Origin of the sequence: Chloroflexus sp. (genome assembly GCF_049970315.1) — a bacterium.
GTDB lineage: Bacteria > Chloroflexota > Chloroflexia > Chloroflexales > Chloroflexaceae > Chloroflexus.
This window is the reverse complement of the sequence record NZ_JBMFNE010000012.1, coordinates 90,615-113,789: the sequence shown is the minus strand read 5'-3', so window position 1 is coordinate 113,789 and position 23,175 is coordinate 90,615. Positions and strand designations below refer to the sequence as shown.

Sequence of the window (23,175 nt, the reverse complement as noted above, 5' to 3'; positions counted from 1 at the left end):
CTGAGCGTCTAGAGCACTGCGCGGGGCTGGCCCTAGTACGAGAGGACCGGGCTGGACGGACCGCTGGTGGAGGAGTTGTGGGGCGGCCTGCAGGCTCCGTAGCTATGTCCGGGAGTGAGAACCGCTGAAAGCATCTAAGTGGGAAACACGCCGCAAGACGAGTGCTCTCACAGCGTCAGGCTGGTAAGCCCCCCGGGAGATGACCGGGAGCAGCGGCCGGAGCTGGAGGCGGGGCGACCCGTAGAGGCGACCGGTGCGCAGGGGCGAGGGCTTCCCTCCGTCGTGACGAACGCGGGGCTAGACGGGAGAACTATCGCGTGAGGGGTGAAGGGACGACCGGGGTTGTCCCTTCAGCTACTGGGTGTGTGCAACGCGCGGCGGACCCACCCCGTCCCATCCCGAACCGGGTCGTGAAACGTCGCAGCGCCGATCCTACTGGCGGCAAACCGCTGGGAACCTAGGTCCACGCACCCCCCAACCGAAATCCACGCGAGGGCAGTCGCACGACTGCCCTCGTGGTGTGTTTGGGAAGGGTAGGGACGAGCCACCCGCAAGCGTCATGGCCGGTACGGCGGATTGTGCCAGGCTCTGTGGTTTGTGGTTTCTGTGGTAAACGCTATCACCTTTGTTAGTGCCCACCGGCTCATTACATAACCCAAGCACGCTTCGTATGTCGATCCGAGTAGATCTAGCCTGAGCACGCATTAGAGCATAGGTGTCATTGCGCTTTTGTTTTTGCGGCTACGAAGTGGGAAGTTTCTCGGCGTTTCAGAGCGTGTCATTATTCTCTTTCCTATTAAGGGCATGGCGGGGATACGGTAGTTTCTGCACTCTCGGTAGGGAGACTTACCACACTTATTGACACCTCCCGTTCAACTGTGGTATCATCGATGACGCAGCGTGTTATAACTTCACTATGAGGCGGGGCAGCACATGCGCTGGATCGGATGGTCTCTGGCAGGGGCGAGTGTAGCAGCGGCATCTGTCTTTACTGCTCGTCGTACATTATTAGCGCGCTTGCTCGGTTTGCGCCCTGCCGAACATCGTGTGACCGTGACCCGCGATGTGCCTATTCGTATGCCCGATGGGGTAGTGCTCTACGCCGATCACTATGCACCGCAAACCGGTGGCCCATATCCGACCATCCTCATCCGCACGCCGTATGGTCGCCCCAGTGAGCTAGGACCATTAGGGGTTTTTGAGCATACCGGCTGTCTACTTTTTGCCGAACGTGGTTACAACGTTATCGTGCAGAGTGTGCGCGGGCGTTATCGTTCGGGAGGTGTCTTTGAGCCGTTTGTTAACGAAGCAGCGGATGGGCGAGCTACTGTGGCTTGGATCGCCGAACAGCCGTGGTTTGAAGGAAACCTTGGCTTGTGGGGACCAAGTTACGTGGGATATGTTCAGTGGGGTCCGGCCATCGATGGTCCTCCCTATCTTAAAGCGATTGTGCCGGTGGTGACAAGCGCACGCTTTTCTTCCCTCTTTTACCCTGGTGGCGCCTTCGCGTTCGAGTCAACGCTGCGTTGGGTCTTTTTGATCGATGCGACTAATCGCCACCGTCAGTCCTTGAATCTGGCAGCGTTATGGCGGTTAATAGTGTTGCGCGAACGGATTTTGACTCGTGCATTGCGTCATCAACCTTACGCCGATGCTGATCGGATCGCTACCGGTGCGTCCGTTCCCTTTTTTCAACGTTGGCTGAACGAGACTGATCCACACGGTTCGTATTGGTCACAGGTTGATCAACATCGTGCTTTGCACCGGATCAATGCCGCGGTACATTTGGTGGCCGGTTGGTACGACATCTTTTTGCCCGGTCAGTTGGCCGATTACACGGCGCTGGTTGCTGCCGGTAAGCGCCCATACCTTACCGTGTTGCCCCGGACTCACACCGATCTGGCGCTCGTCTTTGAAGGGATGCGCGAGGGGTTGTGGTGGTTTGATGCCCATCTGAAGGGGCGCCGTGAGCTGCTCGCCCGTCGTCCGGTACGAATTGCGTTGATGGGGAGCAACGAGTGGCACGAGATGGATTTTTGGCCACCACCGGCAGTAATGACGCGCTATTTTTTGCAGCCTGCAGGTCGATTGACCCGTGAGATGCCGCCTGCCGATTGTGTCCCCAGCGTGTTTCGGTATCATCTCGCCGATCCTACACCTGCCATCGGGGGGGCAGTGTTGAGTGCAAAGGCCGGCCCACGCGATCAGCGTCCGCTTGAATCTCGTTCAGATGTTTTAACCTTTACCAGTGCTCCGTTGGCGAACGATCTTGATGTGATCGGGCCGATTCGTCTCTGTCTCTACGTGTGTAGTGAACATGAGCATTTTGATCTTGTCGGTCGACTCTGTGATGTCTATCCCGATGGGCGGAGTATCAATATTTGTGACGGTATTGTGCGGGTACGGCCCGATGTAGGTGAAGTGCAGCCCGATGGTTCACGTCGGATCGAGATAGATCTGACGGCGACGGCTCAGCGCTTTCGTGTCGGTCATCGTCTGCGTGTGCAAGTTGCCGGTGGTGGCAGTCCACGGTGGGGGCCGCACCCCGGAGATGATCGTCCGTATGGGCAGGGATGCGGGGGGCCGATTTTGCTCCATCGGATTTGTCACGATGCTAACCACCCGTCGGCAATCATTTTGCCGGTGGTTGATGCCGCTGTGCGTTGGGCTGCATAGCTCACACAGGTTATTGGCAGTGGGCAGTGCCGAATCTTGGTGTGGAGTTTGGTAAATCGCACAGCCGTACCAGGGGAAGGTGGTGCCGTAGCGGTTGGAATGGGGCAAGTTAACTGTCGCACTCCAGATCGCATCGTGGTGTCGGTTAGGTTTCCGTATCTATTACAGCAAAGGAGCAGCACGACAATGGAGTACGAACACAGTCCAGAGATCAAGATGTTGCGCCAGACGGTGCGTGAGTTCGTTGACAAAGAGATCCGGCCTATCGCACGCGCTATTGATGAAGAGGAGCGTGTTCCCTTCGAGACACTGAAGAAAGCGGCTGAACTTGGCCTGCTTGGGGTACCGTTTCCCGAACGCTACGGTGGTCTCGATCTGGGCATTACCGGCTACTGTGTGTTGATGGAAGAGCTAAACCGAGCTTGCGCCAGCCATGCGACGATCATCGGGGCACATGCCCAGTTGGCTGCAATGAGTATTTATTTGGGCGGTAATGAGCAGCAAAAGGAGACCTATCTGCGGGCGTTGATCGAAGGCCGGATGTGGGGAGCTTGGGCATTAACCGAGCCAAATGCCGGCTCAGATGCGGCTCATATTCAGACCAGCGCCGAGCGGCGTGGCGATGAATGGGTTCTTAATGGGCAAAAGATGTGGATTACCAACGGAAGCTTCGCCGATGTGATCGTCGTGTTTGCCGTGACCGATAAGAATCTCGGTGCGCGCGGTGGGATTACCGCGTTCATTGTCGAGAAGACGATGCCCGGCTTCCGTGTTGGCAAAATTGAAGATAAGATGGGCTTGCGCGCTTCCCATACTGCCAGCCTCTACTTCGAGGACTGCCGGGTGCCGGCGGAAAATGTGTTGGGGCAAGTAGGGATGGGCTTCCCACTGGCGATGCGAACGCTCGACATTGGTCGTTGCGGTCTGGGTGCGAGTAGTATCGGCTCGGCCAAAGAGGCATTTGAACTGAGCCGTAAGTACATGATCACGCGCCACCAATTTGGTCGGCCCATTGCCGAGTTTCAGGCGCTACAGTTCAAGCTGGCCGATATGGCGGTGAAGCTCTATACCATGGAACAGATCGTCTACGATTGCGCCCGTCGTGTTGATGCCGGTCAGCAGGCGACACTCGAGAGCAGTATTGTCAAGTATTACTGCACCGAGATGGCGAGTCAGATTATCGATGAAGCGATCCAGATCCACGGTGGCATGGGCTTCTCGCGCGAATTGCCATTGGAGCGCATGTATCGCGACGCACGTGTAACGCGTATTTTCGAGGGTACGAACGAGATTCAGAAACACGTGATCGCCAGTGAATTGTTGAAACAGGTTGGATACAAAATCCGGTTATATTAATAACTGTCTCCCATCCCTCGATCAAGGCACCGCACAGTTGTGCGGTGCCTTACTTTACAGCGCTGTGATACCGATGATCATCGCTCGCGTGGATCGAGCGCATCGCGTAAGCCATCACCAAGGAAGGTAAACGAGAGCATTAGCCCCGCAATGAGGATCACCGGGAAACTCAGCAACCACGGTCCCGACGACAAATTGTTGTATCCCTCGGTCAGCATTACCCCTAGACTCGTCGGAAACGGATTGTCAGGATCGAGCGAGGGGCGCATTCCCACACCGAGAATAGTCAGCACTGCTTCCGCACTGATCAGGGCTGGAATACTGAACGATGTGGCGACAATAATGGGAGCCAGTGTATTCGGCAAAATATGTCGCCACAGGATCGTGGCGGTGGGAACCCCGATGGCCCGTGCCGCTTCGATAAACTCCTTCTCTTTCAGTGACAACACTTGTCCGCGCACGAGGCGGGCAATTCCCGTCCAACTCACCAGCGAGACGGCGATAAAGATGAGGAGTAGGCCATTAAATGTTCGGCCCAACCATGTTTCGCGGAAAGCGGTCGAGAGTGCAATGATGAAGAGTAAATCGGGAAATGAAGCAACGATCTCGGTAAAACGCATCAGCAGGTTATCGAGCCAGCTACCGGCAAATCCTGAGATCAAACCGATAGTGACACCGATCAGTAAAATTGCCACTTGTGGCACAATGCCGACGATGAGTGACACGCGGATAGCGTACATAAGGCGGGATAACACATCGCGGCCAAGTGTGTCGGTGCCGAGGAGGTGTTCAGGAACGCCCATGCGGTCCGGATTATCGGTTATCCACGCAGGTGGACGCAGGCTATTATTCGGGATTTGTTGCACCGGATTATACGGCGCCAACCAGGGTGCGGCTACTGCTACTATCACATACAGGATAATGACCACCAACCCAACCATGGCGGCCCGATTGCGTCGCAGCCGACGCAATGCGTCTGACCACAGACTGCGTGGTTTGGTATGCAGTGCTTGTAGATCAATCGGATTAGTCAAGGTGTTTGCCGGTGAGGTCACGGCTAGTCCTCACTACTATTTATAACTAATACGCGGGTCGAGAATCCCATACGCAATATCAACGAGCAAATTAGCAATTCCCAAGAAGAAGACGTAAATTAATGAACCGGCCATAATCATCGAATAATCGCGTTTGCCAATTGCATCAACAAAAGTGCGACCCATACCGGGTACTTGAAAGATCGTCTCCACAAAGAGGGTACCGGTAATCAGGCCGGCCAGCGCCGGCCCCAGAACGGTCACGACCGGTAGTAACGAGTTCTTCAACATATGTCGCCAGACAATGACCTGGCCGGATAGTCCTTTCGCTTGGGCGGTGCGAATATAATCTTGCCGTTTCACTTCAAGGACGCTCGCACGGGTTAAGCGAGCAATAAAGGCCATACTTGTCGAGCCGAGGGCTACGGTTGGTAAAATCCACGGCTTCACAGGATCGTTCCAGTCAGGGATGACGGTAAACCAGTTCAGGATAACGGCAAAAACGATGACGAGTATCAGACTAGTAATGAGCGTGCCAAGGGCAACAAAAATAGTTGAAGACAGTGATAAGAGATAATCAAGCCATGTATTTTGGCGCAAAGCAGCCAAAATGCCGAGAGGAATACCAAACACGACGGCGAAGATTAATGCTTGAATACCGAGGCGCGCTGAATAATAAAACTTACTAGGACGATTTGCCGTGCCCTCAAACAATTCCTGCTGTACGGTACGCGCTCCACGTGATGAATAGGTCGGGCCGAGGTTGCCGGCAATCGCGCCCCACTGAATCTTCCATTCACCAGTTTTGGGGTCGGGCACCACATCAAAAAACATATAGCGAGTAAATTGTCGCCAGAACGGTAAATCCATACCAAATCGTTCGCGCAAAATTGCCTCAACGCGCGGTGACAGTTGCCGGCGTTCGGGTTGGGTATCGAAGGGGCCGCCCGGTGTGAGTTTCGCAATCCCAAAGGTAATGAAGCCGACAATCACTAATACCGGAATATTCCACAGAACGCGCCGAATAATGTAAGCAGTCATAGTGGGTTAGTTTCGTGGGATATTGGGATAAACCGATAGATACCTTCAATAGGTCTTCTGGACATATGATGCATCAACACCGCCGGACGTCTTTCTTATGATAAACCGATAGATACCTTCAATAGGTCTTCTGGACAGTAGCTTGGGAGGGGCGGGTATCTTTCCCGCCCCTTGCTATGTCTAAGGCTGGACATCAACGTTTGGTAGGTTGAAGAAGCCGAGCCAGTAGTCGATTGGGGTGATCGTATCTGGCGTTACCCCCTTAACATACGGCTTCACCAACACCGGACCGCTATTGTTCATCATGAAGACAACCGGTGCATCTTCTACCAGAATCTTCTGCGCTTGGGCGTAGAGTTCGGCACGGCGGACCGGATCTTGCTCGACGTCTGCCTGCCGTACCAACTCATCGAGTTGTGGGTTCGAGTAGTTGACGCGAGCGCTAAGCAGACCATTAGTCTGGAAGAGCGAGATCCAGTTTTGCGGATCGGGGTAGTCGGCGCACCAGCCGAGTGAGAACATTTGCGGCGGATTGTCTTTAGTAGCCGCAGCAAAAGCTGTGGGATCGATTGGATCAAGAATCACATCGATACCGAGGTTCTGCTTAAACTGGTTCGCCACCCACTCGAAGCGGGCATTGTTGCGGGCCGTACCCGAATAAGTCAGCTTGATTTCCGGTAGTCCTTCGCCGTTCGGATAGCCGGCCTCGGCCAAGGTCTGCTTCGCCTTTTCAGGGTTGAGCTCCCATAGCTTCAGATCAGGTTGGTAGCCGGGGAAGCCGGGTGGGATAAAGCTATACGTGGGGGTTCCTAAACCTTGGAAAACATCACGCACGTAAGCCTCACGGTCGAGGGCTTGGGCAAAGGCTTGTCGCACCAGCTTGTTGTCGAACGGCGGCTTGGCGAGGTTGAAGCCGAAGTAGAAAGTGCAGGAGCCGGGAACATCAATCGTTTGCTTGCTTAGAACAGGATCAGACTTGACGGTTGCGAGGTCTTCGGCACCAACACCAAGCATGTCAATCTCGCCGTTCTGGTAAGCTTGGAACGCCACCTGACCATCGGTGATCATGTAGTACTCGACTCGCTTAAGCTTGACTGGCCCGAGTGGTCCGACGTAGTTGGGATTGGGTTCCCAGATCGCTTTGCTGTCATGTTCCCACTCTTTCAGAACAAAGGGACCATTTCCAACATAGTTTTCGGGGTAGTACCACCAGTCATCACCCTTTGCCACATCCTCTTCGCGTACTGGGGCGCCGATCCAGAGTGCAGCCATGCTAAGGAAGTAGGGCGCCGGCGCAACTAGTTCGATCTGGAGCGTGTAATCGTCAATTGCCTTGACCCCAAAATCGTTGCGGAGCTGCTCGAGATCGAGCTTCATCACCTCTTCCATCGACAAGCCTTGGCAGGCAGCAGCGCTGTATTCACTGTAGCCTTTAATAATGCCGCAGGGCAGCGACTGATACTCACCTGCCGTTTCCGGATCGGCCAGCCGTTTCCAGGCATACTCGAAATTGCGGGCAGTGACCGGTGTGCCGTCGCTATACTTGCCATCGCGGCGCAGAGTGAAGGTGTAGACAGTACCATCTGCCGAAACATCGACTTTTTCGGCAGCAGCCGGAATCGGGTTCATATCGAGATCAAACGTCATCAGGGCTTGATAGGCCATCATGATGAACTGGATCTCGTTGACAAAGTTGGCCTTCTGTGGATCGATATTGTCCGGCTCAGAACCGGTAACGAGCCGCAATACACCTGGTTGAGCAGTACCGGTGGTGACCGGTGCCGTCGTAGGTTGTGCGGCGGGCGCCGTTGTGGGTTGTGCGGCGGGCGCCGTTGTGGGTTGTACGGCGGGTGCACTAGTTGGCTCGGCGCTCGGTGTCGAACCGCCGGTACATGCTGCCAAGATGGGCAACAGTAATCCAAACAGTAGCGTGAGCGCGAGTGAGTGACGCCAGCGCGTGAAGTTCATCGCGACACTCCTTGTTGTATCTGTTAGCGAGGACACGATCAAACCGGGGAGAAACCAAATATGGATTTATGTGAGGATAGATTCTATGACTGCTATGGAGAGCAGTATCGGGCAAGTGTCGGTAAACTGACCTCCTTTCTAAATCATGCAACGCAGCATCCGATGTGTGGAAAATTCCCCGGTTGATGGCGGAATCGTAGCATGAGCAAAGATCATTGTCAAGGCAACTAATTGAGACAGGTGGCAGGGTTGTGGTTACGAAGCTAACACGGCAACAGCCGCAATGATGAAGAAGATCTGCGCGCCTAACGAAAAACTCTGCCAGAGGCGTGCAGCTAAGGCACTGCGTCGGTAGACGATGAGACCGCCGATTAAGTTGAAAAGGGCAATGAACGTGGCGGCTATTGGTAAGAAAAAGATCCGAAAGCGAGGGGCGAGTTCAGCCGAGGCGCCAATCTGATCACCACGCCATTCGATCTGCAACGGGAGTGAGGGATACATCACGGCGATCACTCCGAAGAGCAGCAGGTTGAGAAGCAAAGTACCAATCAGGATCTGGCGGTTAATCGGGTCGGCCCAGAAGTCGTAGACCAAAAAGCGGGCAACGTCAATTCCCGGTGTCAGCGACTGAATATGGCCTAACCGTCGTCGTTGTTCAAGTTCTTGGATAAAACCGGTTGGGTCGTGTGGCGAGATAGCGTAGGCTTCGCTACCCGCATACACGACTAGCGATTCGGCCAATGGGCGTGTCGTAAAACGATGAATGACAGTACCGTCAATCGCCGTTACACGGCCGTGATAATAGCCAATACTGGCAAGCGCCGTGCGCCAACCGCCGATAGCCAATGCCCCTTGCTCGATACGATCGATGAGGTTGAGTGGGATAACCGCTCGACTTCCTAGCCACTGGATGTATAAACCATTGCGGTCGATGGTGTAGCGAAGCGTGAGCGCAGCCGCAGTCCGATAAAGTAAGACACCGGCGATAATAATCAAGCTTAACGCCAGCACTGCTTGAAGGTACAGCCAACCATCAATCGGCCAGAATTCGGGAGGCCCGACGAGGACTGTGCTCAGGTGGAAGATCAACCTGCCGGCCACCGCCAGACTCAGCGTGGCGAGTATGAGACCAAGCCAGCGGCGGGTTGTACGGATGGGACGCCATTGTTGCATAGCGCGTAATCTAGTGAGTCAAGGTGGTTTGTGAGGTGCGCCGGAGTACTCATCCCCGGCGCACCGGCGAGGTTACGGTGTTGCGGTAGCAGTTGGTGTTGCCGTTGGTTCTGGCATCGTTTCCGGCGTTATTACAATCGTCGGCGCCAACGTCGGTGTTGGGAAGGGCGTCGGTGGGCCGGGTAGGTACGTTGGAACCGGCGTCGGGACCGACTCCGTTGGAACGAGTGTTGGTGTTGGCGTTGGTTCAGGGAAGCGTCGAATATCGGCTCTTGCCCGCTGTTCGGCGATCCATTCATCAAAAGCTTTCGTCCGCGCCTCTCGTAGCTGGTCGGCTTCAGATGGAACGATTCGGTTGGTTACTTCAAGGATATGCCAACCGAACTGCGTGCGCACCGGATCGCTGATCTGGTTGACCGGTAAAGCGAAAGCGGCTGCGACCAGTTCTGGTGGGTATGTGGCACCATTGTCGGCAAAGCCATTGCGATCGAAGGCACCAATGTCGCCACCATTATCACGTGAACCGGGATCGTCGGAATGTTCCGCGGCCAGCGCCGCAAAATCGGCGCCGTTGCGTAATTGGGTGACTAGCTCTTGCGCAGTGGGTAAGGCAGCAGCGAAAGCAGCTTCAATCTGTTCAGGTGTTGCTTCTGTCGGTGGTGTCACCGCGATCAAAATTTGTCGTGCCGTTACTCGTTCTGGCTCGGTACTGTACGTAAAACCATCTTCAGGCACGAGCTGAGCTTGAATCCGTTCGGTGAGAAGGCGGTCGCGGTACTGTTCCATCATTGCCATACGGAACTCTTCCTTGCTCAACTCCGGCTTTGTCTCGGTAACGATCAATTCAAGCTCGTAGCGACGGTAGATCTCGTCAATAATCTGATCGAACTGCACTCGTGCCTCTTCCGGCAGTGGTGTCGGTTCGGGGGTATTCGTTGGAATCGGCGTTGGCGAAGGCTCCGGCGTTAGTGTTGGACCACCGGGTGTTGGCGATGGAGTGGCCGTTGGTTCAGAAGTGGCCGTCGCCGAGGGATCGACGGTTGGTACCGGCGTCGCGTTGGCGTCAGGAGTTGGAGTGGGTTCAGGGAGCGCAGGGAGGAAGATAAATGCCAGATCGGCGACGGCTGTTTGCATTATTTCGTCATCGCTGATCGTAATCCCAAATTCAGTACTAGCACGTTGTTTGATCTGGCGATCGATCCATTCCGAAACCGTTTGTTCATTGATTTCGGCACGGCGCAAGGCACGGATCTGCTGGTCGATCACAATGCTACGGCCCTGAAATTGCTGAGCAATTTGGGGATTGTTACCAAACAGATCGAGCAGTTGAAAATTTTGGGAGATTTGGCGGGCGTAAGCAAGCCGTTGTTCACGCCAGTAATCGCTGCGCGTAAGCGTGCTGGAGCCAACTTGTGCTACCGGTCGGCTTGGGATCCAAACCTGTTCGTACATAACGCCGATTACTACGGCGAGCAATGCGATCGCTAATGCACTCGCCGTAGCAATAATCACAATACGCTGACGGCGTTCTTCTTCAAGACGGCGGCGCGATGGACGGCGCGGCGCAGGGGATTGGGCCGGCGTTGGCGCGCTCCGGGGCGACTTCGGTGTTTGTGACATAAGCTAAAACGGAATATCATCATCGCCGATATCTGGCGGCGGTTCACGACGTGGTGGGCGCGGTGGATCGTCAGATCGCGACTCACGTGATTCGAGCAAGATCATATCTTGGGCAATGACTTCGACTCGTGAGCGTTGTTGTCCACTCTGAGCGTCTTCCCATGTGCGTGTTTGCAAGCGACCCTCGATATAAACCCGCGCTCCACGACTAAGGTATTGATGACAGATTTCGGCTAATCGATTCCAAGCCACAACGTGAAACCATTCGGTTTCCTCGTGCAGATGACCATTCGGATCTCGCCACTGGCGGCTGGTAGCTACCCGAAATGTGGCAACCGGGGTGCCGGCGGCGGTGTAACGAAATTCTGGGTCGGCGCCAAGGCGACCAATGATCGATACCTTATTTAAGTCTCGCGCCATGGCTTACTCCAATCCAACTGTGTGCCGCCGGCAACGTTTATCCAGTCGTACAGTGGCTGTTGGGCGAATGAGGACGAGTAACTGGTTTACTCGTCACTCAGCGCTGGTTCTGCTTCTGCCGCTGACTCTTCTGGCTCGATCGGTGCAGCTTGTGTCGTCGCATTCTCGACTAATACCAGCAAGTGACGCAGGATGTTATCGTTCAAGCGAATAGCACGGTCAAGCTCGGCGACTTTGGATGCATTGAGGGTGAGGGTAAAGAAGACGTAATACCCTTCAGTGAATTTACGCCGGCTCGCTTCACCAACGACGTACTCGCGGATCGGGTAAGCAAATTTGCGCCGACCCCACGGTGACGATTGGCTTACCGTATTGACCTGCCCACCGAGTTGCTCGACCGTCTGCTTAATCCGGTCGATGTTGGCGGTAATGCCCTCTTCGTTGGCATACAACGGGTTAATAATGATGACAAGCTCGTACTCTCGACGACGATCGCGCACACTATCCTCCTCTGGTGATGTTTCGCTCGTTGCTCGTCCGGTGCGCGTTCCGGGCGTAACGTCGAAACAGAAAGACTATCGGGAGCGTGTTCCATGGTACGCTCCCACGTGACATCACGAGATTATACCATAACCTCGTACCTAGGGATGCAGTGCTTGCCACGCTTCTGGGGTGTCGGCGTCGATAATAATAGCCGGATCGTTGGTTTGATACCAGATAATCTGGTCGGTGTAGCGTTGGAAGACGGTGCGTGCGCCGGTGTCGCCTTGGAGCGTTTGTAATTCAGCAAAGAGTGGTGCGCCGACAATGACCGGGTTGCCGCGTTGGCCTTGATACATTGGAACGAGCGCAAGAGCTGTAGGTGTAGCCCGATAGGCAGCGATAAGATCGTTGATGAGACGGCTGGTGACGAGAGGTTGATCGACGAGCAAGATCATCGCTGCCGTTGTGTCGGAGGGTAAAGCGCGGAGACCGGCTGCGAGTGATGTACTGATTCCTGCAGCGTAGGCCGGATTGGAGACAATCGTTACCGGTAGATCGCGTAGCGCAGCTTGTACATGTTCGCCGGCTGCACCGATCACTACGGTTAGTCCATCGAGTTGACTGTTGAGCGCTTCGTGAGCGATGTGGGCAACCAATGGCCGGTTTTTCCACAGTAATAACTGTTTCGGTTGCCCCATCCGTGACGATTGGCCGGCAGCAAGCAAGAGACCGACGATCTTCATCACAAGACCTCCACTGCAATGTTGCGTCACATGTTTCAAATCGCGTCGGCCACCGATGATCCCGGCTTGTGATCTTACAAGCGGCTTGTCGCTAACACGTGACTAAATCGGCGCCGGCAGCTCCACGCGCTTGGACAGTTGGCTCAGCCGGCAGGTCAAATTGCTACACAGAGACGAACAGTGTTGGTGTGAACCTGTAAGATCAGAGCGGCACGGTCGTGGTATAGATACGGTAGGTCGTGTCGGCTAAAAATGAATGTTTCACCGGCGTGTAGCACATCGTGGAGCCGAAAACTATCACCGATTTCAACCATCATGTACCGATACAACCGTGCTGCATTGCGCACCAAGTTGTGCGGATCGGCACGTACCGCATAGATGAGTGTATCAACGCCCGGTGAGTGGCGGAACGAACATGGTTCATCCTAACCCATCACGACTCGATTGGGTTAGCTCGAACGCTTTGCGTAATACATGTTCATAACTCGGAGTGAGTTCACGTTTCCGGCGGGCCATCACGATTCGTGCGACACTGATCATCGTATCGATACGGTATTCGCGAAACACCTCGCCACCCCATGTAAAATGGGGAACATTTTTTGGAGCGCTATGCATACCAAAGACGTTTGAACCGGTTCCGATCATAGTACCACCGGTTAGATGTAGGCCAATGCCTAGTTTGACGTGATCGGCGAGAAAGCAGCCCAACTTGAGAATCCCGGTGTCGATTTGGCCGATCCCTTCAAGGAAGACCCGCACTGAACCGTAATTATTCTTCAGATCGGAGTTGGTAGTCATAGCCCCGATATTCACCCATTCTCCCAGCCAGCTATGGCCGAGAAAGCCATCGTGATGCTTATTAGAATAGCCTTGAATAATTGAGGCTTCAACCTCGCCACCAACCCGACAGACCGGACCGAGGCAGGTTTCGGCACGAATACGGGCACTAGCGATGAGGGTACCTGATCCGATGTAGGCCGGACCTTGAATGTAGCTAAACGGCTCAATCTGGGCTGCCTCGATGAACACCGGCCCATCGCGACTATCGAGCACGACCGGCCCGATTAACTGTGCTGCCGGATCGACATAGACGCGCCGCCCATGGGTGATGACGTGCGGCTGATCGGCGGTGAAGAGTGGTAAGCGGCGGGCTAAGATCGGCTCGTCGCGGAGAAGTTGCTCACCGGCTTTGGTGATTAAATCCCACGGATATTCAAGTAATGCGTCAGTTACCTGTGGCTCGACGATACGGGCAAAGCGAAAGAGTTCGTCACGAGCGGCAGCAGCTTGCTGTTCACGCAGGTAGTAGATAATCGCACTGGCTAACGCAGGTGATACCTTAGCGCCGAGCAACGTCTCGCCTAAGATATATGCGGTATTGATCGGCTCACACTCAAGCGCCGTTACCCATTCGAGATTGAGGGATCGTCCATTCACAACCAGGATCGGATCACTGGTGGCAAGCAGTTCGGCTAAACCGCCTGCTGGTCCGAAGTGTGGCATCAGATGGGAACGGGCTAGACCATAGGCTGGTCGGCCAAGCAGGGCTACGACCCGTTCACGGGTGGTGAATGCGCCGCAGCGTAGCTCGAAGATCGGGCGGGCCTGCACGAGTGTAGCGAAATAGGGCCAACGTTCGTCTTCAAATAGGATGATGGTCATAGCTCTGTCGATGGTAAACCCGGCGTACTACCGGTGAGTTCAACTCAAGCATAGCACAGAATTGCGGTCAATTGAATGGTTGGTTGCAGCGTAGTGTTCTCTCATGTTGTCATCAACTTGTAATCCACCGATATGCAAAAGTTATCCACAACATTCACCGAGTTATCCACATTACGATGGTTGATTGTGGAAAAGTGTGGATTAAAAGAGAGGGGTACGGTGTGACGTACCCCTCTTGCGTGTGATCTGCTCGTGCCTACGATAGCATTGGAGACTCGGCGTGGTTTATGGTGCCACAAAGCGGCCCTGCCACGTCTTAATTTGGGCAATGGTATCTTGGGCACGCAAATACGACAATCGCGGACTCCAGTCAGGGTTGAGGATGGCAAACGCAGCTTGCTCGTGATTAGGATTACCCTGTTCTCCCCAGAGCACGGCAAAGTTAATGTTCCAGAGGAACATATTACCGACAAACGGATAATTATCGTACACCCGTAGCATTGCCGAGCGAATGTACTCGGCCTGCTGTTCCGGCGTCACATAGTTCCCAAACTCATAGCCCGGCGTATTGTTCGGTGTTGCCCAACCATACTCGGTAATCCAAATCTCCTTATCACCCATCCCGTACTCTTCCATCCACTTACGCACATTTTCGACGTGGCGGAAGTAGTGCGTTTCGTGGTCGTTCCAACAGCGATCAGGTGCCGGTTTGCAGCCGGGGATGTAGCTTGGGTTATCCGGCCAGAGTGTATCGGGTGGGTTAGCTGCACCACCGGGATGGACGGCTTGCACGTCGAAATAGTTACGTACTTCGCCGTTGTTGTAGGTGTACATCAAGCGGTAAAACTCTTGATCGGAGAGCGCGATGGCCGGGTTGGTTACCCCACTTGATGACGAAGCTGCAGCGAGCACAACAGCATTCGGATTGATTGATTTGATCCGGGTATACGCCGCTTTGAGGATCTCAACATAGTGACCAACATCCTCTGGGATAATTTCACCGCCATTCTCAACAGCGAGATTCGGTTCGTTCCAGATCTCATACGCCTTAATCTTATCGCCGTAACGGCGGACCATAAGCTCGAGAAAGTTGGCTAACGTCTCTGGATCATCAGGCAGACCATTGGTAGCATTGTAGGCCGTTGGGGAGCGTACTACGTTAACCAACAGTTTGATGCCGAAGCGGTCTACGGCTTCCACTATCCGATCCAGCTCATCCCAGCCATAAATACCCTTTACCGGGTCCTCAATGTCCATCCAGACTACCTGCTGGCGGAACCAGTCGAAGCCGGCATTCCTTGCCAGTTGTAATACGCGGTCACGGTCGGTGTAATACAAGTGACCGACGATCCCGAACTCAAGGTAGTCGGGGTTTATCGGGACGGGGGTCGGCTCCGGTGGAGCTGCCGTTGGTTCAGTCGTTGGGACGGCAGTCGGCTCGGCAGGGGCGGTGGTTGGGACGGTGGTTGGTGGGGTCGTGGTATCTGGAGTTGCAACGACGGCTGCCGTTGGGACGTTACTAACCGGCGTAGTTGTCGGTTCTCCGCCACATGCAGCGAGGATGGCGGCGATGATCATCATAATCAGCATCAATGCGGGCCAGCGTCGAGAATAGAGTTGTTTCATACAAACCTCGATGTAGTGTAATGTTATCGCCTGATTTAGAGCACCACAGTAGTCGTATCAAACTGTAAGCATCTATCGTGTGCTAAACCGGTACCGATCTCCACAAAGCCGACGTCGTAGGTACCACAAGGTTGGTCGGTGTGGCGAGTAGCTGCCCACCGAGTTTGCAGGTGGGCCTGCTCGCCGTGCGGGCCTACACGCCGTGCGGGCCTACTAGTTTTTGGGCATTGCTTGGATTGCGTACCATGCCGGACGTGGGCTCCAATCGCCGTTGATCACACCGAATGATGCCTGTTCGTGTAACTCATTACCTTGCGCTCGCCACGGTACGGCAAAGTTTAGGTTCCAAAGGAACATTGCCCCAACCCATGGTGCATACTCACGGCGACCGATCTGGAAGGCCCGCACGATCCACTCGGCCTGTTGCTCGAACGAGATTGAATTACCGTACTCGTAGCCGGGGGTGTTGTTGCGTGTTGCCCACCCAAACTCGGTAATCCAGATCTGCTTGTCGGCTAAGCCGTTCTCAACCAGCACGTTGCGAATGTCCTCGATGCGGCGGAAGTAGAACTCACGGCTGGTTCGCCATTGGGGGCCGGGGCCAGGCCGGTCGGGCCAGAGTGTGTCAGGCGGATTGTAGTGCCCTCCCGGATGTACACCAATTGCATCGACATTGGTGCGGAACTTGGGATTGGACGCCATCGAGCGCATGTACGACGTATCGCTCAGTGCAATATTGGGGTTGTTGGTCTCGGTGCTCGTTGGTGCACCACTGACTACTATCGCCATTGGATCGTTAGCCTTGATCGCTTTATAAGCAACTTCAAGCAGATCGACGTAGTAGCTCGCATCGGCTACGCGGCCGCCAACCCCACCATCGCGTGCGCAGTCGCCACCGTTTTCGCAGGCGCGGTTTTGCTCGTTCCAAATTTGGTACGCCTGTACTCGTCCTTTGTAGCGTTTGGCCATCTCACCCATAAAATAGGCGAAATCCTTGAAGTTCTCGCGTCGTGGCATGCCGTTGCTACCGTTTGCTGTTGCCCAACTGGGTGCGGCTACCACGCTGAGCAAGAGATTGACGCCCTGTCGGTTGGCGTCGGCCACAATGTTGTCAAGTTCAGCCCAGTAAATTGCGCCCGAACGGTCGTGCAAATCCATCCAACGTACCTGCTGGCGAATCCAGTAGATGCCGGCGTCGCGGCTCATCTGCAAAACCCGGTTGCGATCTTGCCATGCTGTGCCCTGACCATAGAGATGAGCGTTGAAACCGTAGATAAACTGACGTGGTAACGCCTGATCGGCTGGGCGATAGTTGAACGCCGGATTGTTACGGTGGCGCAGGTCTCGATACTCGTTCCCCAGCAGGCCGAGCAGTATCCGGTAGCGCGGATCAGGCTCGTCGGGGTGCCATTCCATCCGTTGGCGTTCAAAGTATTGTACCCAGTAGATCTCACCGGTTGCCTGATTACGTTCTTGGAATTGCTCGGAGAGCGGGTAGCCGAACACTTCAAGGCCACCGTTGTTCAACCAGAAGGTGCGGAATGGGGCTGGACTGTCGCGTAAGGTGTGGCCGGTCTGGGCGAACCACGTGCCATCGCCGGGGTCGGGTACGCGCTGGAAGGGTGGCTCATTTTCACGACCCTCAACGAGCCGCCGACCGAGCAGGCGACCTAGGATGTAGTAACGATTGTTCTGGGTGCCAAAATTTTCGGGATGCTCTTCGAGAATAGCCCGCTCAAAGTACTGAACGCGGTAGAATTTACCCGGCTCGGTAAAGCTTTCCTCAATAAACGGTTCTGAAATCGGATACCCCAATACAAACAGTGCGTTCGGGGTGTTCTTCCACGTCTCTAAAAACCAATTGACCGCGCTATGACCGGTTTCGGGAAAGTAACGGGCTTGATATGGTGGATAGGTGTCGGGCACACCGCCCTGGGCTGCTCCGGGCTGAGGCCACGTAAGCAGTGATACTGCGAGTACCAGCATTCCCAGCACTGCAACAATCTTTTGTGTCATGTACGGTCTCCCTTACGATTCGGTGTCGTTGCGGCATGATCGTGATGATCATCCGACATTATGGTAGCCAATCCCGTCTGAAAACACAGTAATAGACTCCTCTCAGCTTGCTCGCGAAAGGCACAGAAGCTGAGACAGTAGAGCGGGTGACCGCCGCGATTATACTCGTCTGTCTGATTCAACGTCAAGTGATAGGGAGTTGTTCCCGGGCAATAGTCATAATTTCGGTCTACAAAATAACGGTACGCTGCCTCGTTAACCGGCGACCATTTTGCACGATATATACGGTGCAACAGTAACCCATTGCCACCCCGCGTGCAGGTTCCTGAATGGAGAAGACATGGCACCTTACGTACCGGTACTCACGTGTATAATAATCACGTTAACCCTGTCTTGCCGGAAAAGCGGTCACGAAAGGGAACGCTTATGCCTACTCCCCTTCAGACGATTGGAATTCTCATCGCCTACCTCACTTCAGTAACTATCTGGATGCTCTTCAACCTCCACGGTCTCGTCTTAACGCTCCGTCAAGCCGCCGGGCAAGTAGTAGCCCAATGGCGCGGTCTCCGGCACGGTGTCGCCTACGATGAATCGTTTACCGTACAGTTACCGTTTCATGGACGCTGGAAGGTTGTCAATGGTGGGGTTGATCCACCAACATCTCATTCTTGGGAATTGATCGGCCAGCGATATGCGTATGATTTCGTTATAGGCGATGAAGCAACTGGTCTGAGCTATTCGGGTTGATCCGCGCCGACCGACCAATTACCTTGCCTTCGGGCAGCCGGTACTGGCCGCTGCCGATGGCGTCGTTGTTGCGCTGCGCAACGATATTCGCGATAGTCCCTGGGCGGGCACCGGATGGATCGATATTACCACACCTGATCTCCGCGGAAATTACGTTATTATCAAGCATCATGAGCATGTCTACACGCTCTACGCCCATTTGCAACGGGGTAGCATTAAGGTAACACTTGGTGAGACTGTGCATGCCGGGCAACCTATCGGTGCCTGTGGTCATTCCGGACATTCGAGCGAACCGCATCTCCACTTTCAACTGCAAGATCAGGCTGACTTCTTTACCGCTATTGGGTTACCGATCACCTTTCGTCGGGTGCGACGTAGTGATAGCAACAGCACAGTCTGTCTGGCTCAAGGCTTCATTCAGCGCGATCAGATGGTAGAGCCCGCCCCGGCAGATTGCCCCGCTCAACTCATCGAGTCGGTGGTAGTAGTCAAGCCAACACTTCGGGAATTGCTCGGGGGTATTATCACGTTCGGGTTGATCCTGCTCGGTGTCTTTGCCATTGTTGCGCGTATTATCGATACCGTCATCTAAATCTACGAGGCTACTTACGAATCAACTGTGCTCGTCGTAGGTACTGCTTGGCGCAGGCGTGGTACTTGTTCCCACAGCCGCTCGCGACGCATAAGGCGGACGAAGGTATCAACGATATGCGCATCCCAGTGAATGCCACGCCCGCGTTGCAAAATTTGCAATGCTTGTTCAGGATCAAGGGCTGCCCGATATGCACGATCGGCGGTCAGCGCCTCGAAAGCATCGGCGACGGCTAAAATGCGGGCACCTAGTGGAATTTCTTCACCGCACAGGCCATATGGATACCCATTACCGTCGACCCGCTCGTGATGGGCGGCGATAATCGGCAATACATCACGCAGTCCACGAATTTGGGCGAGAATGCGAACACCAATCTCAGGATGGCGCTGCATGACGAGCAGTTCTTCTGCGGTGAGGGGGCCGGGCTTGAGCAAGATGTCGTCGCGTACACCGATTTTACCAATGTCGTGGAGTAAGCCGGCGTAATGAATCTGTTCGATCTCGGCATCGCTCAACCCTAATTCGCGCGCCAGTTTCACTGCATAGCGCGTTACTTGACGAGAATGGCCGTATGTATACGAGTCACGCGCCTCAATAGCTCCGACAAGAGCTGCGATGGTTTGCTCGTGTTGATCTTTGAGGGCGTGGTAGAGACGTGCATTATCGAGAGCCACCGCAGCCTGTGAAGCAAATACTTCTATGAGATGACGTTCGGTGGCATCAAAGACTGGTTGTGACTCAGAACGGCCAAGGGTGAGCATACCGATCGGTCGATCACGGCTGCGCAGTACCACTTCCAACAATCGGTCGGCGGGTACCGGTGGCACGTTGATTAGGTGGTGATGGGCAGTCCGCAGTTGATCTTCGTCGAAGGCGGTAATTGGTAAATGCTCGTGCTTTGCCGCGCCGGTAAGTGCCACTAAGGTTTCACCATCAGTATCGATCAGCGACAAGCCGATGTGGATGGGAGCGAAGCGTCGAATAATGAATTCGAGCAAGCGGTCAGTTTGTTCGGTAATATTGAGCGAGGTGGCGATCGCTTGACTAAACTGATACATCAGGACGAAATCGGAGAGGCGCTCCTTTTCGTGATGTACCCGGCGCAACTCAAGCGCGGTGCGGATTGTCTTCTGTAACTGTTCGGCGTCAACCGGCTTGGAGATATAATCGAGAGCACCGAGCTTGAGCGCCTCACGGGCCGTTTCGACCGTCGCATGCGCGGTCATAACGATTACGTCAGTTTCCAGACAGTGGGTACGCAGGTACTGTACCAACGCGAGACCGTCGAGGTGGGGCATCTGGAGATCGGTTATTACGAGGTCAAAGGTCTGGGTGTGCAGCAGCTCGATGGCGGCTTGACCATGTTCAGCAACGGTAACATCGTACTCGCGTCGAAGGAGGAGACGACAGAACTCCCGGATAGTAGTTTCATCTTCAACAACGAGGATCCGTGGGCGGGTGGAGGAGGAGGGAACGTAATCCGCCATATAAAGGCTCCTCAGGCTTGCAGTGGCTGATACATGTCTTACCGTCACGGTATATTTCCGATGTCACTCTGTCGATATGTCACATCGTATTACCGTTACAGAGTCGGTAATAGCATAGCAGAGCAATGTTGCACAATGACGATAGGTACGGTGTAGTGAATGACAAAATTGCAATTAGCAGAGGAATAACCTCCCCTCCTACGTAGAGTTATGAATCGTCTTGTTTGCGCCGTGAGAAATAACTCTGCAAACGTCGCTCAAGTTCATCGAAGTCGAATGGCTTGGTTAAATATTCGTTAACACCGATGCGCAGAGCGGTTTTCTCCGTATCAGGAGCGCCGTAAGCCGTAACCATAATCACATAGACCTGCGAATGATTTTGGCGGAGAGTACGCACTAGTTCAATGCCACCCATACGTGGCATATTCATATCGGTAATAATGACATCACATTCTTGCACTGCCAACTTCTCAAGCGCATCGATACCGTCTTCGGCTTCGATCACGTTATAACCGCTATTCCGCAAGAGAAATCGGTATAACCGACGGGTAGCAGGTTCATCCTCAACAATCATAATCGTGGGTGGCACGGCGCACTCTCCTCGACTGCTGGATTCGTCTTAACTTACCTGAGCGAGGTACTCTTTCAAAAGATTGGCCGAGCGTTGGAAGAGAGCGACTTCTTGGTCTGACAACGGTAGATTAAGCACCTCTTCTGCACCGTCACGACCAACAATGGTTGGCAAACTAATGGCAATATCGGTGACACCGTACTGGCCAGTCATCAAGCTACTCACGGTCATTACGGTGTGTTGATCGCGGAGAACGGCTTCGGCAATCGCCAACAAACCCAAGCCAATAGCATAGTATGTAGCCCGTTTACGCTTAATAATTTCGTAAGCGGCATTACGGGTTTGTTCGAGGATCGCATCGAGTGCAGCCTGATCGTAGCCTTGCCCGTTAGCACCAACAAAGTCGACTAAGCGAACGCCGGCAATATTGGCCAGGCTCCACAAAGCCAATTCGCTATCACCGTGCTCGCCGACGATGTAGGCATGCACCGAGCGCGGATCAACGCCGTAGTGCTGACCGAGCAGATAGCGGAAGCGTGCTGTGTCGAGAATGGTGCCTGAGCCGATCACACGGTTAGCGTCGGAACCGGCGATTTGCGCAGCGATGGTGGTCAGGATATCAACCGGGTTGGTTGCCACCACAATAATCCCGTCGTGATTGGCAGCCAGTATTGCAGGGATCATTTCCCGAAAGATAGCCGCATTACGACCGAGTAGATCGAGACGAGTTTCGCCGGGGCGCTGGTTAGCGCCGGCAGCGATCACGATCAGATCGGCGTCGGCAAGATCGGCGTAGTCACCGGCATAGATCCGCATTGGGCGGACAAAAGGCAGGCCATGGTTCAAATCCATCGCCTCACCTTCGGCGCGTGCCCGGTCAATATCAATGAGCACCAGTTCACCGGCAAGGCTGCGCTGCATCAGGGCATACGCGAATGAAGTGCCGACCATGCCGGTGCCAACCACGCCAACTTTACCGGTGCGTTTGCGTAAGCTCATGCGAAACCTCCTAAACGATTGCACCATTATGATACCATATCACGCTGGAGGTTGCGCGCAACGCAACGGTTGTCGGTGCATCGTATCACCGATGTCATCAATTTGTTATCTTGGGGTAGCCCTTACGAGCGATGGCAGATCATAACCGTCTCGCTGTATCAGCGATATGCAGCTAAATCTCGCTCTTCGATGGTCGGCATATAACGCGACATCTCAACCATCTTAAAGATTTTTTGATGGTGTGGTGTGACATTCATCGCAAACAGTTGGTAGCCAGCTTTACGGGCATTCACGACGAATTTAAGCAACGCCGAAATGCCGGCCGAATTGATGAACGATACTTCGCTAAAATCGAGTACCGTTATCGGACGCATCTCTTGGCATTCGGCAGCAATGGCGGCAGCCGAGATAGCATCAACACTGGTCGTCAAGATGTGGAGGACGACCACATCACCAAACTCTTCTCGTCGAATAATGTCACTCATTGTTGCCGATCCTTCCGATAGAGACGGAGTGTGAGCACCGTCCCTTGCTGTGATGAGACCACCTCGTAATCGTCGACCAGCGCGCTAATGAGATACATCCCGAAACCGCGCAGATAGCCGGCTTCGAGTCGTTCATCATCGATGACCCGCCGTGAAACATCGAGCTGTTCGATTCCACTGCCCTGATCACTTATCCGGATCTCGAGTTTATCACCGTCGATGTCAAAAATCACCCCGACCAGTTTGGCGGTATCGCCGCGATTACCGTGATCGATAGCATTATTGACCGCTTCACTAACCGCCAATTTCAGGTCTTCAACCTGTTCAGGGCTAAGGCCGGCGGCACTGCCGACTTCAGCAGCACTCGCGCGTACCACGCGTTCGAAGATCGGGATGGATGGAATGCGCAACTCGACTCGTTGCATGCTTGTGCCTCTACCTGTGTTGCCTGGTTCACCCTGATCTTAGTGTAGCGG

Annotated in this window: 21 protein-coding genes and 2 rRNA genes; 6 read left to right on the top strand and 17 right to left on the bottom strand. The window is 54.3% G+C overall.

What is annotated here, in order from left to right; translation table 11 throughout:
- From ACP5OT_RS10175 to ACP5OT_RS10160, 4 genes are all read left to right on the top strand, one after another.
- Positions 1-279: ribosomal RNA gene (locus ACP5OT_RS10175) — 23S ribosomal RNA — on the top strand; the annotation flags it as partial.
- A gap of 80 nt (positions 280-359) precedes the next feature.
- Positions 360-474 (top strand): 5S ribosomal RNA (gene rrf, locus ACP5OT_RS10170).
- 459 nt (positions 475-933) lie between these two features.
- Positions 934-2,676 carry a CocE/NonD family hydrolase gene (locus ACP5OT_RS10165; RefSeq protein WP_424675895.1) on the top strand — a complete coding sequence of 581 codons (1,743 nt, stop codon included), beginning with the start codon at positions 934-936 and terminating at the stop codon, positions 2,674-2,676.
- Between the two features lie 186 nt (positions 2,677-2,862).
- Positions 2,863-4,032 (top strand): acyl-CoA dehydrogenase family protein, encoded by a 1,170-nt coding sequence (locus ACP5OT_RS10160; RefSeq protein WP_287905781.1) that lies wholly within the window; start codon positions 2,863-2,865, stop codon positions 4,030-4,032.
- Between the two features lie 77 nt (positions 4,033-4,109).
- On the opposite strand, the gene ACP5OT_RS10155 is transcribed toward ACP5OT_RS10160, so the two are convergent.
- The 12 genes from ACP5OT_RS10155 to ACP5OT_RS10100 form a co-directional block, all read right to left on the bottom strand.
- On the bottom strand, positions 4,110-5,087 hold the full coding sequence (locus ACP5OT_RS10155; RefSeq protein ID WP_424675897.1) for an ABC transporter permease: 978 nt from the start codon (positions 5,085-5,087) through the stop codon (positions 4,110-4,112).
- Between the two features lie 15 nt (positions 5,088-5,102).
- Entirely contained in the window at positions 5,103-6,107 is a 1,005-nt protein-coding gene (locus tag ACP5OT_RS10150; protein ID WP_424675898.1) for an ABC transporter permease, read from the bottom strand.
- Between the two features lie 180 nt (positions 6,108-6,287).
- Complete coding sequence (locus ACP5OT_RS10145; protein ID WP_428132031.1) at positions 6,288-8,075, bottom strand: peptide ABC transporter substrate-binding protein; 1,788 nt, start codon at positions 8,073-8,075, stop codon at positions 6,288-6,290.
- Between the two features lie 255 nt (positions 8,076-8,330).
- The gene (locus ACP5OT_RS10140) at positions 8,331-9,248 is read right to left on the bottom strand and encodes a PH domain-containing protein (RefSeq protein ID WP_424675900.1); all 918 of its coding nucleotides are present in this window, start codon (positions 9,246-9,248) and stop codon (positions 8,331-8,333) included.
- 72 nt (positions 9,249-9,320) lie between these two features.
- Positions 9,321-10,868, bottom strand: coding sequence for a peptidylprolyl isomerase (locus tag ACP5OT_RS10135; RefSeq protein ID WP_424675901.1), 1,548 nt, complete (start codon positions 10,866-10,868; stop codon positions 9,321-9,323).
- A gap of 3 nt (positions 10,869-10,871) precedes the next feature.
- A complete protein-coding gene (locus tag ACP5OT_RS10130) occupies positions 10,872-11,288 on the bottom strand; it encodes a single-stranded DNA-binding protein (RefSeq protein WP_015941120.1) in 417 nt (138 codons plus the stop codon).
- An 86-nt stretch (positions 11,289-11,374) separates the two neighbouring features.
- Positions 11,375-11,788, bottom strand: a complete 414-nt coding sequence (rpsF, locus tag ACP5OT_RS10125; RefSeq protein WP_424675902.1) for a 30S ribosomal protein S6 — start codon at positions 11,786-11,788, stop codon at positions 11,375-11,377.
- 141 nt (positions 11,789-11,929) lie between these two features.
- Positions 11,930-12,514 (bottom strand): nucleotidyltransferase family protein, encoded by a 585-nt coding sequence (locus ACP5OT_RS10120; protein ID WP_428112526.1) that lies wholly within the window; start codon positions 12,512-12,514, stop codon positions 11,930-11,932.
- A gap of 155 nt (positions 12,515-12,669) precedes the next feature.
- Positions 12,670-12,831, bottom strand: coding sequence for a hypothetical protein (locus ACP5OT_RS10115; protein WP_424675903.1), 162 nt, complete (start codon positions 12,829-12,831; stop codon positions 12,670-12,672).
- A gap of 103 nt (positions 12,832-12,934) precedes the next feature.
- Positions 12,935-14,176 carry a putative sugar nucleotidyl transferase gene (locus tag ACP5OT_RS10110; protein WP_424675904.1) on the bottom strand — a complete coding sequence of 414 codons (1,242 nt, stop codon included), beginning with the start codon at positions 14,174-14,176 and terminating at the stop codon, positions 12,935-12,937.
- A gap of 285 nt (positions 14,177-14,461) precedes the next feature.
- Positions 14,462-15,802, bottom strand: coding sequence for a hypothetical protein (locus ACP5OT_RS10105; RefSeq protein WP_428132029.1), 1,341 nt, complete (start codon positions 15,800-15,802; stop codon positions 14,462-14,464).
- A gap of 213 nt (positions 15,803-16,015) precedes the next feature.
- The gene (locus ACP5OT_RS10100; RefSeq protein ID WP_424675906.1) at positions 16,016-17,818 is read right to left on the bottom strand and encodes a hypothetical protein; all 1,803 of its coding nucleotides are present in this window, start codon (positions 17,816-17,818) and stop codon (positions 16,016-16,018) included.
- A gap of 426 nt (positions 17,819-18,244) precedes the next feature.
- Between ACP5OT_RS10100 and ACP5OT_RS10095 the strand changes: the two genes are divergently transcribed.
- Together ACP5OT_RS10095 and ACP5OT_RS10090 are read left to right on the top strand one after the other, a co-directional pair.
- On the top strand, positions 18,245-18,565 hold the full coding sequence (locus tag ACP5OT_RS10095; RefSeq protein WP_428132027.1) for a hypothetical protein: 321 nt from the start codon (positions 18,245-18,247) through the stop codon (positions 18,563-18,565).
- Complete coding sequence (locus ACP5OT_RS10090) at positions 18,555-19,157, top strand: M23 family metallopeptidase (RefSeq protein ID WP_428132033.1); 603 nt, start codon at positions 18,555-18,557, stop codon at positions 19,155-19,157. The genes ACP5OT_RS10095 and ACP5OT_RS10090 overlap by 11 nt, the downstream gene beginning before the upstream one ends.
- Positions 19,158-19,171: 14 nt before the next feature.
- Here the strand turns inward: ACP5OT_RS10090 and ACP5OT_RS10085 are convergent, their stop codons facing one another.
- The 5 genes from ACP5OT_RS10085 to ACP5OT_RS10065 all read right to left on the bottom strand — a co-directional run bounded on the left by ACP5OT_RS10085 (position 19,172) and on the right by ACP5OT_RS10065 (position 23,124).
- Positions 19,172-20,644, bottom strand: coding sequence for an HD domain-containing phosphohydrolase (locus ACP5OT_RS10085; RefSeq protein ID WP_424675908.1), 1,473 nt, complete (start codon positions 20,642-20,644; stop codon positions 19,172-19,174).
- Between the two features lie 208 nt (positions 20,645-20,852).
- Positions 20,853-21,233 carry a response regulator gene (locus ACP5OT_RS10080; protein ID WP_424675909.1) on the bottom strand — a complete coding sequence of 127 codons (381 nt, stop codon included), beginning with the start codon at positions 21,231-21,233 and terminating at the stop codon, positions 20,853-20,855.
- 30 nt (positions 21,234-21,263) lie between these two features.
- The gene (locus tag ACP5OT_RS10075; RefSeq protein ID WP_424675910.1) at positions 21,264-22,214 is read right to left on the bottom strand and encodes an L-lactate dehydrogenase; all 951 of its coding nucleotides are present in this window, start codon (positions 22,212-22,214) and stop codon (positions 21,264-21,266) included.
- 158 nt (positions 22,215-22,372) lie between these two features.
- Positions 22,373-22,699 carry an STAS domain-containing protein gene (locus ACP5OT_RS10070; RefSeq protein ID WP_424675911.1) on the bottom strand — a complete coding sequence of 109 codons (327 nt, stop codon included), beginning with the start codon at positions 22,697-22,699 and terminating at the stop codon, positions 22,373-22,375.
- Positions 22,696-23,124, bottom strand: a complete 429-nt coding sequence (locus ACP5OT_RS10065) for an ATP-binding protein (protein WP_015941130.1) — start codon at positions 23,122-23,124, stop codon at positions 22,696-22,698. Before ACP5OT_RS10065 ends, ACP5OT_RS10070 begins: the two co-directional genes overlap by 4 nt.
- Positions 23,125-23,175 lie beyond the last annotated feature (51 nt).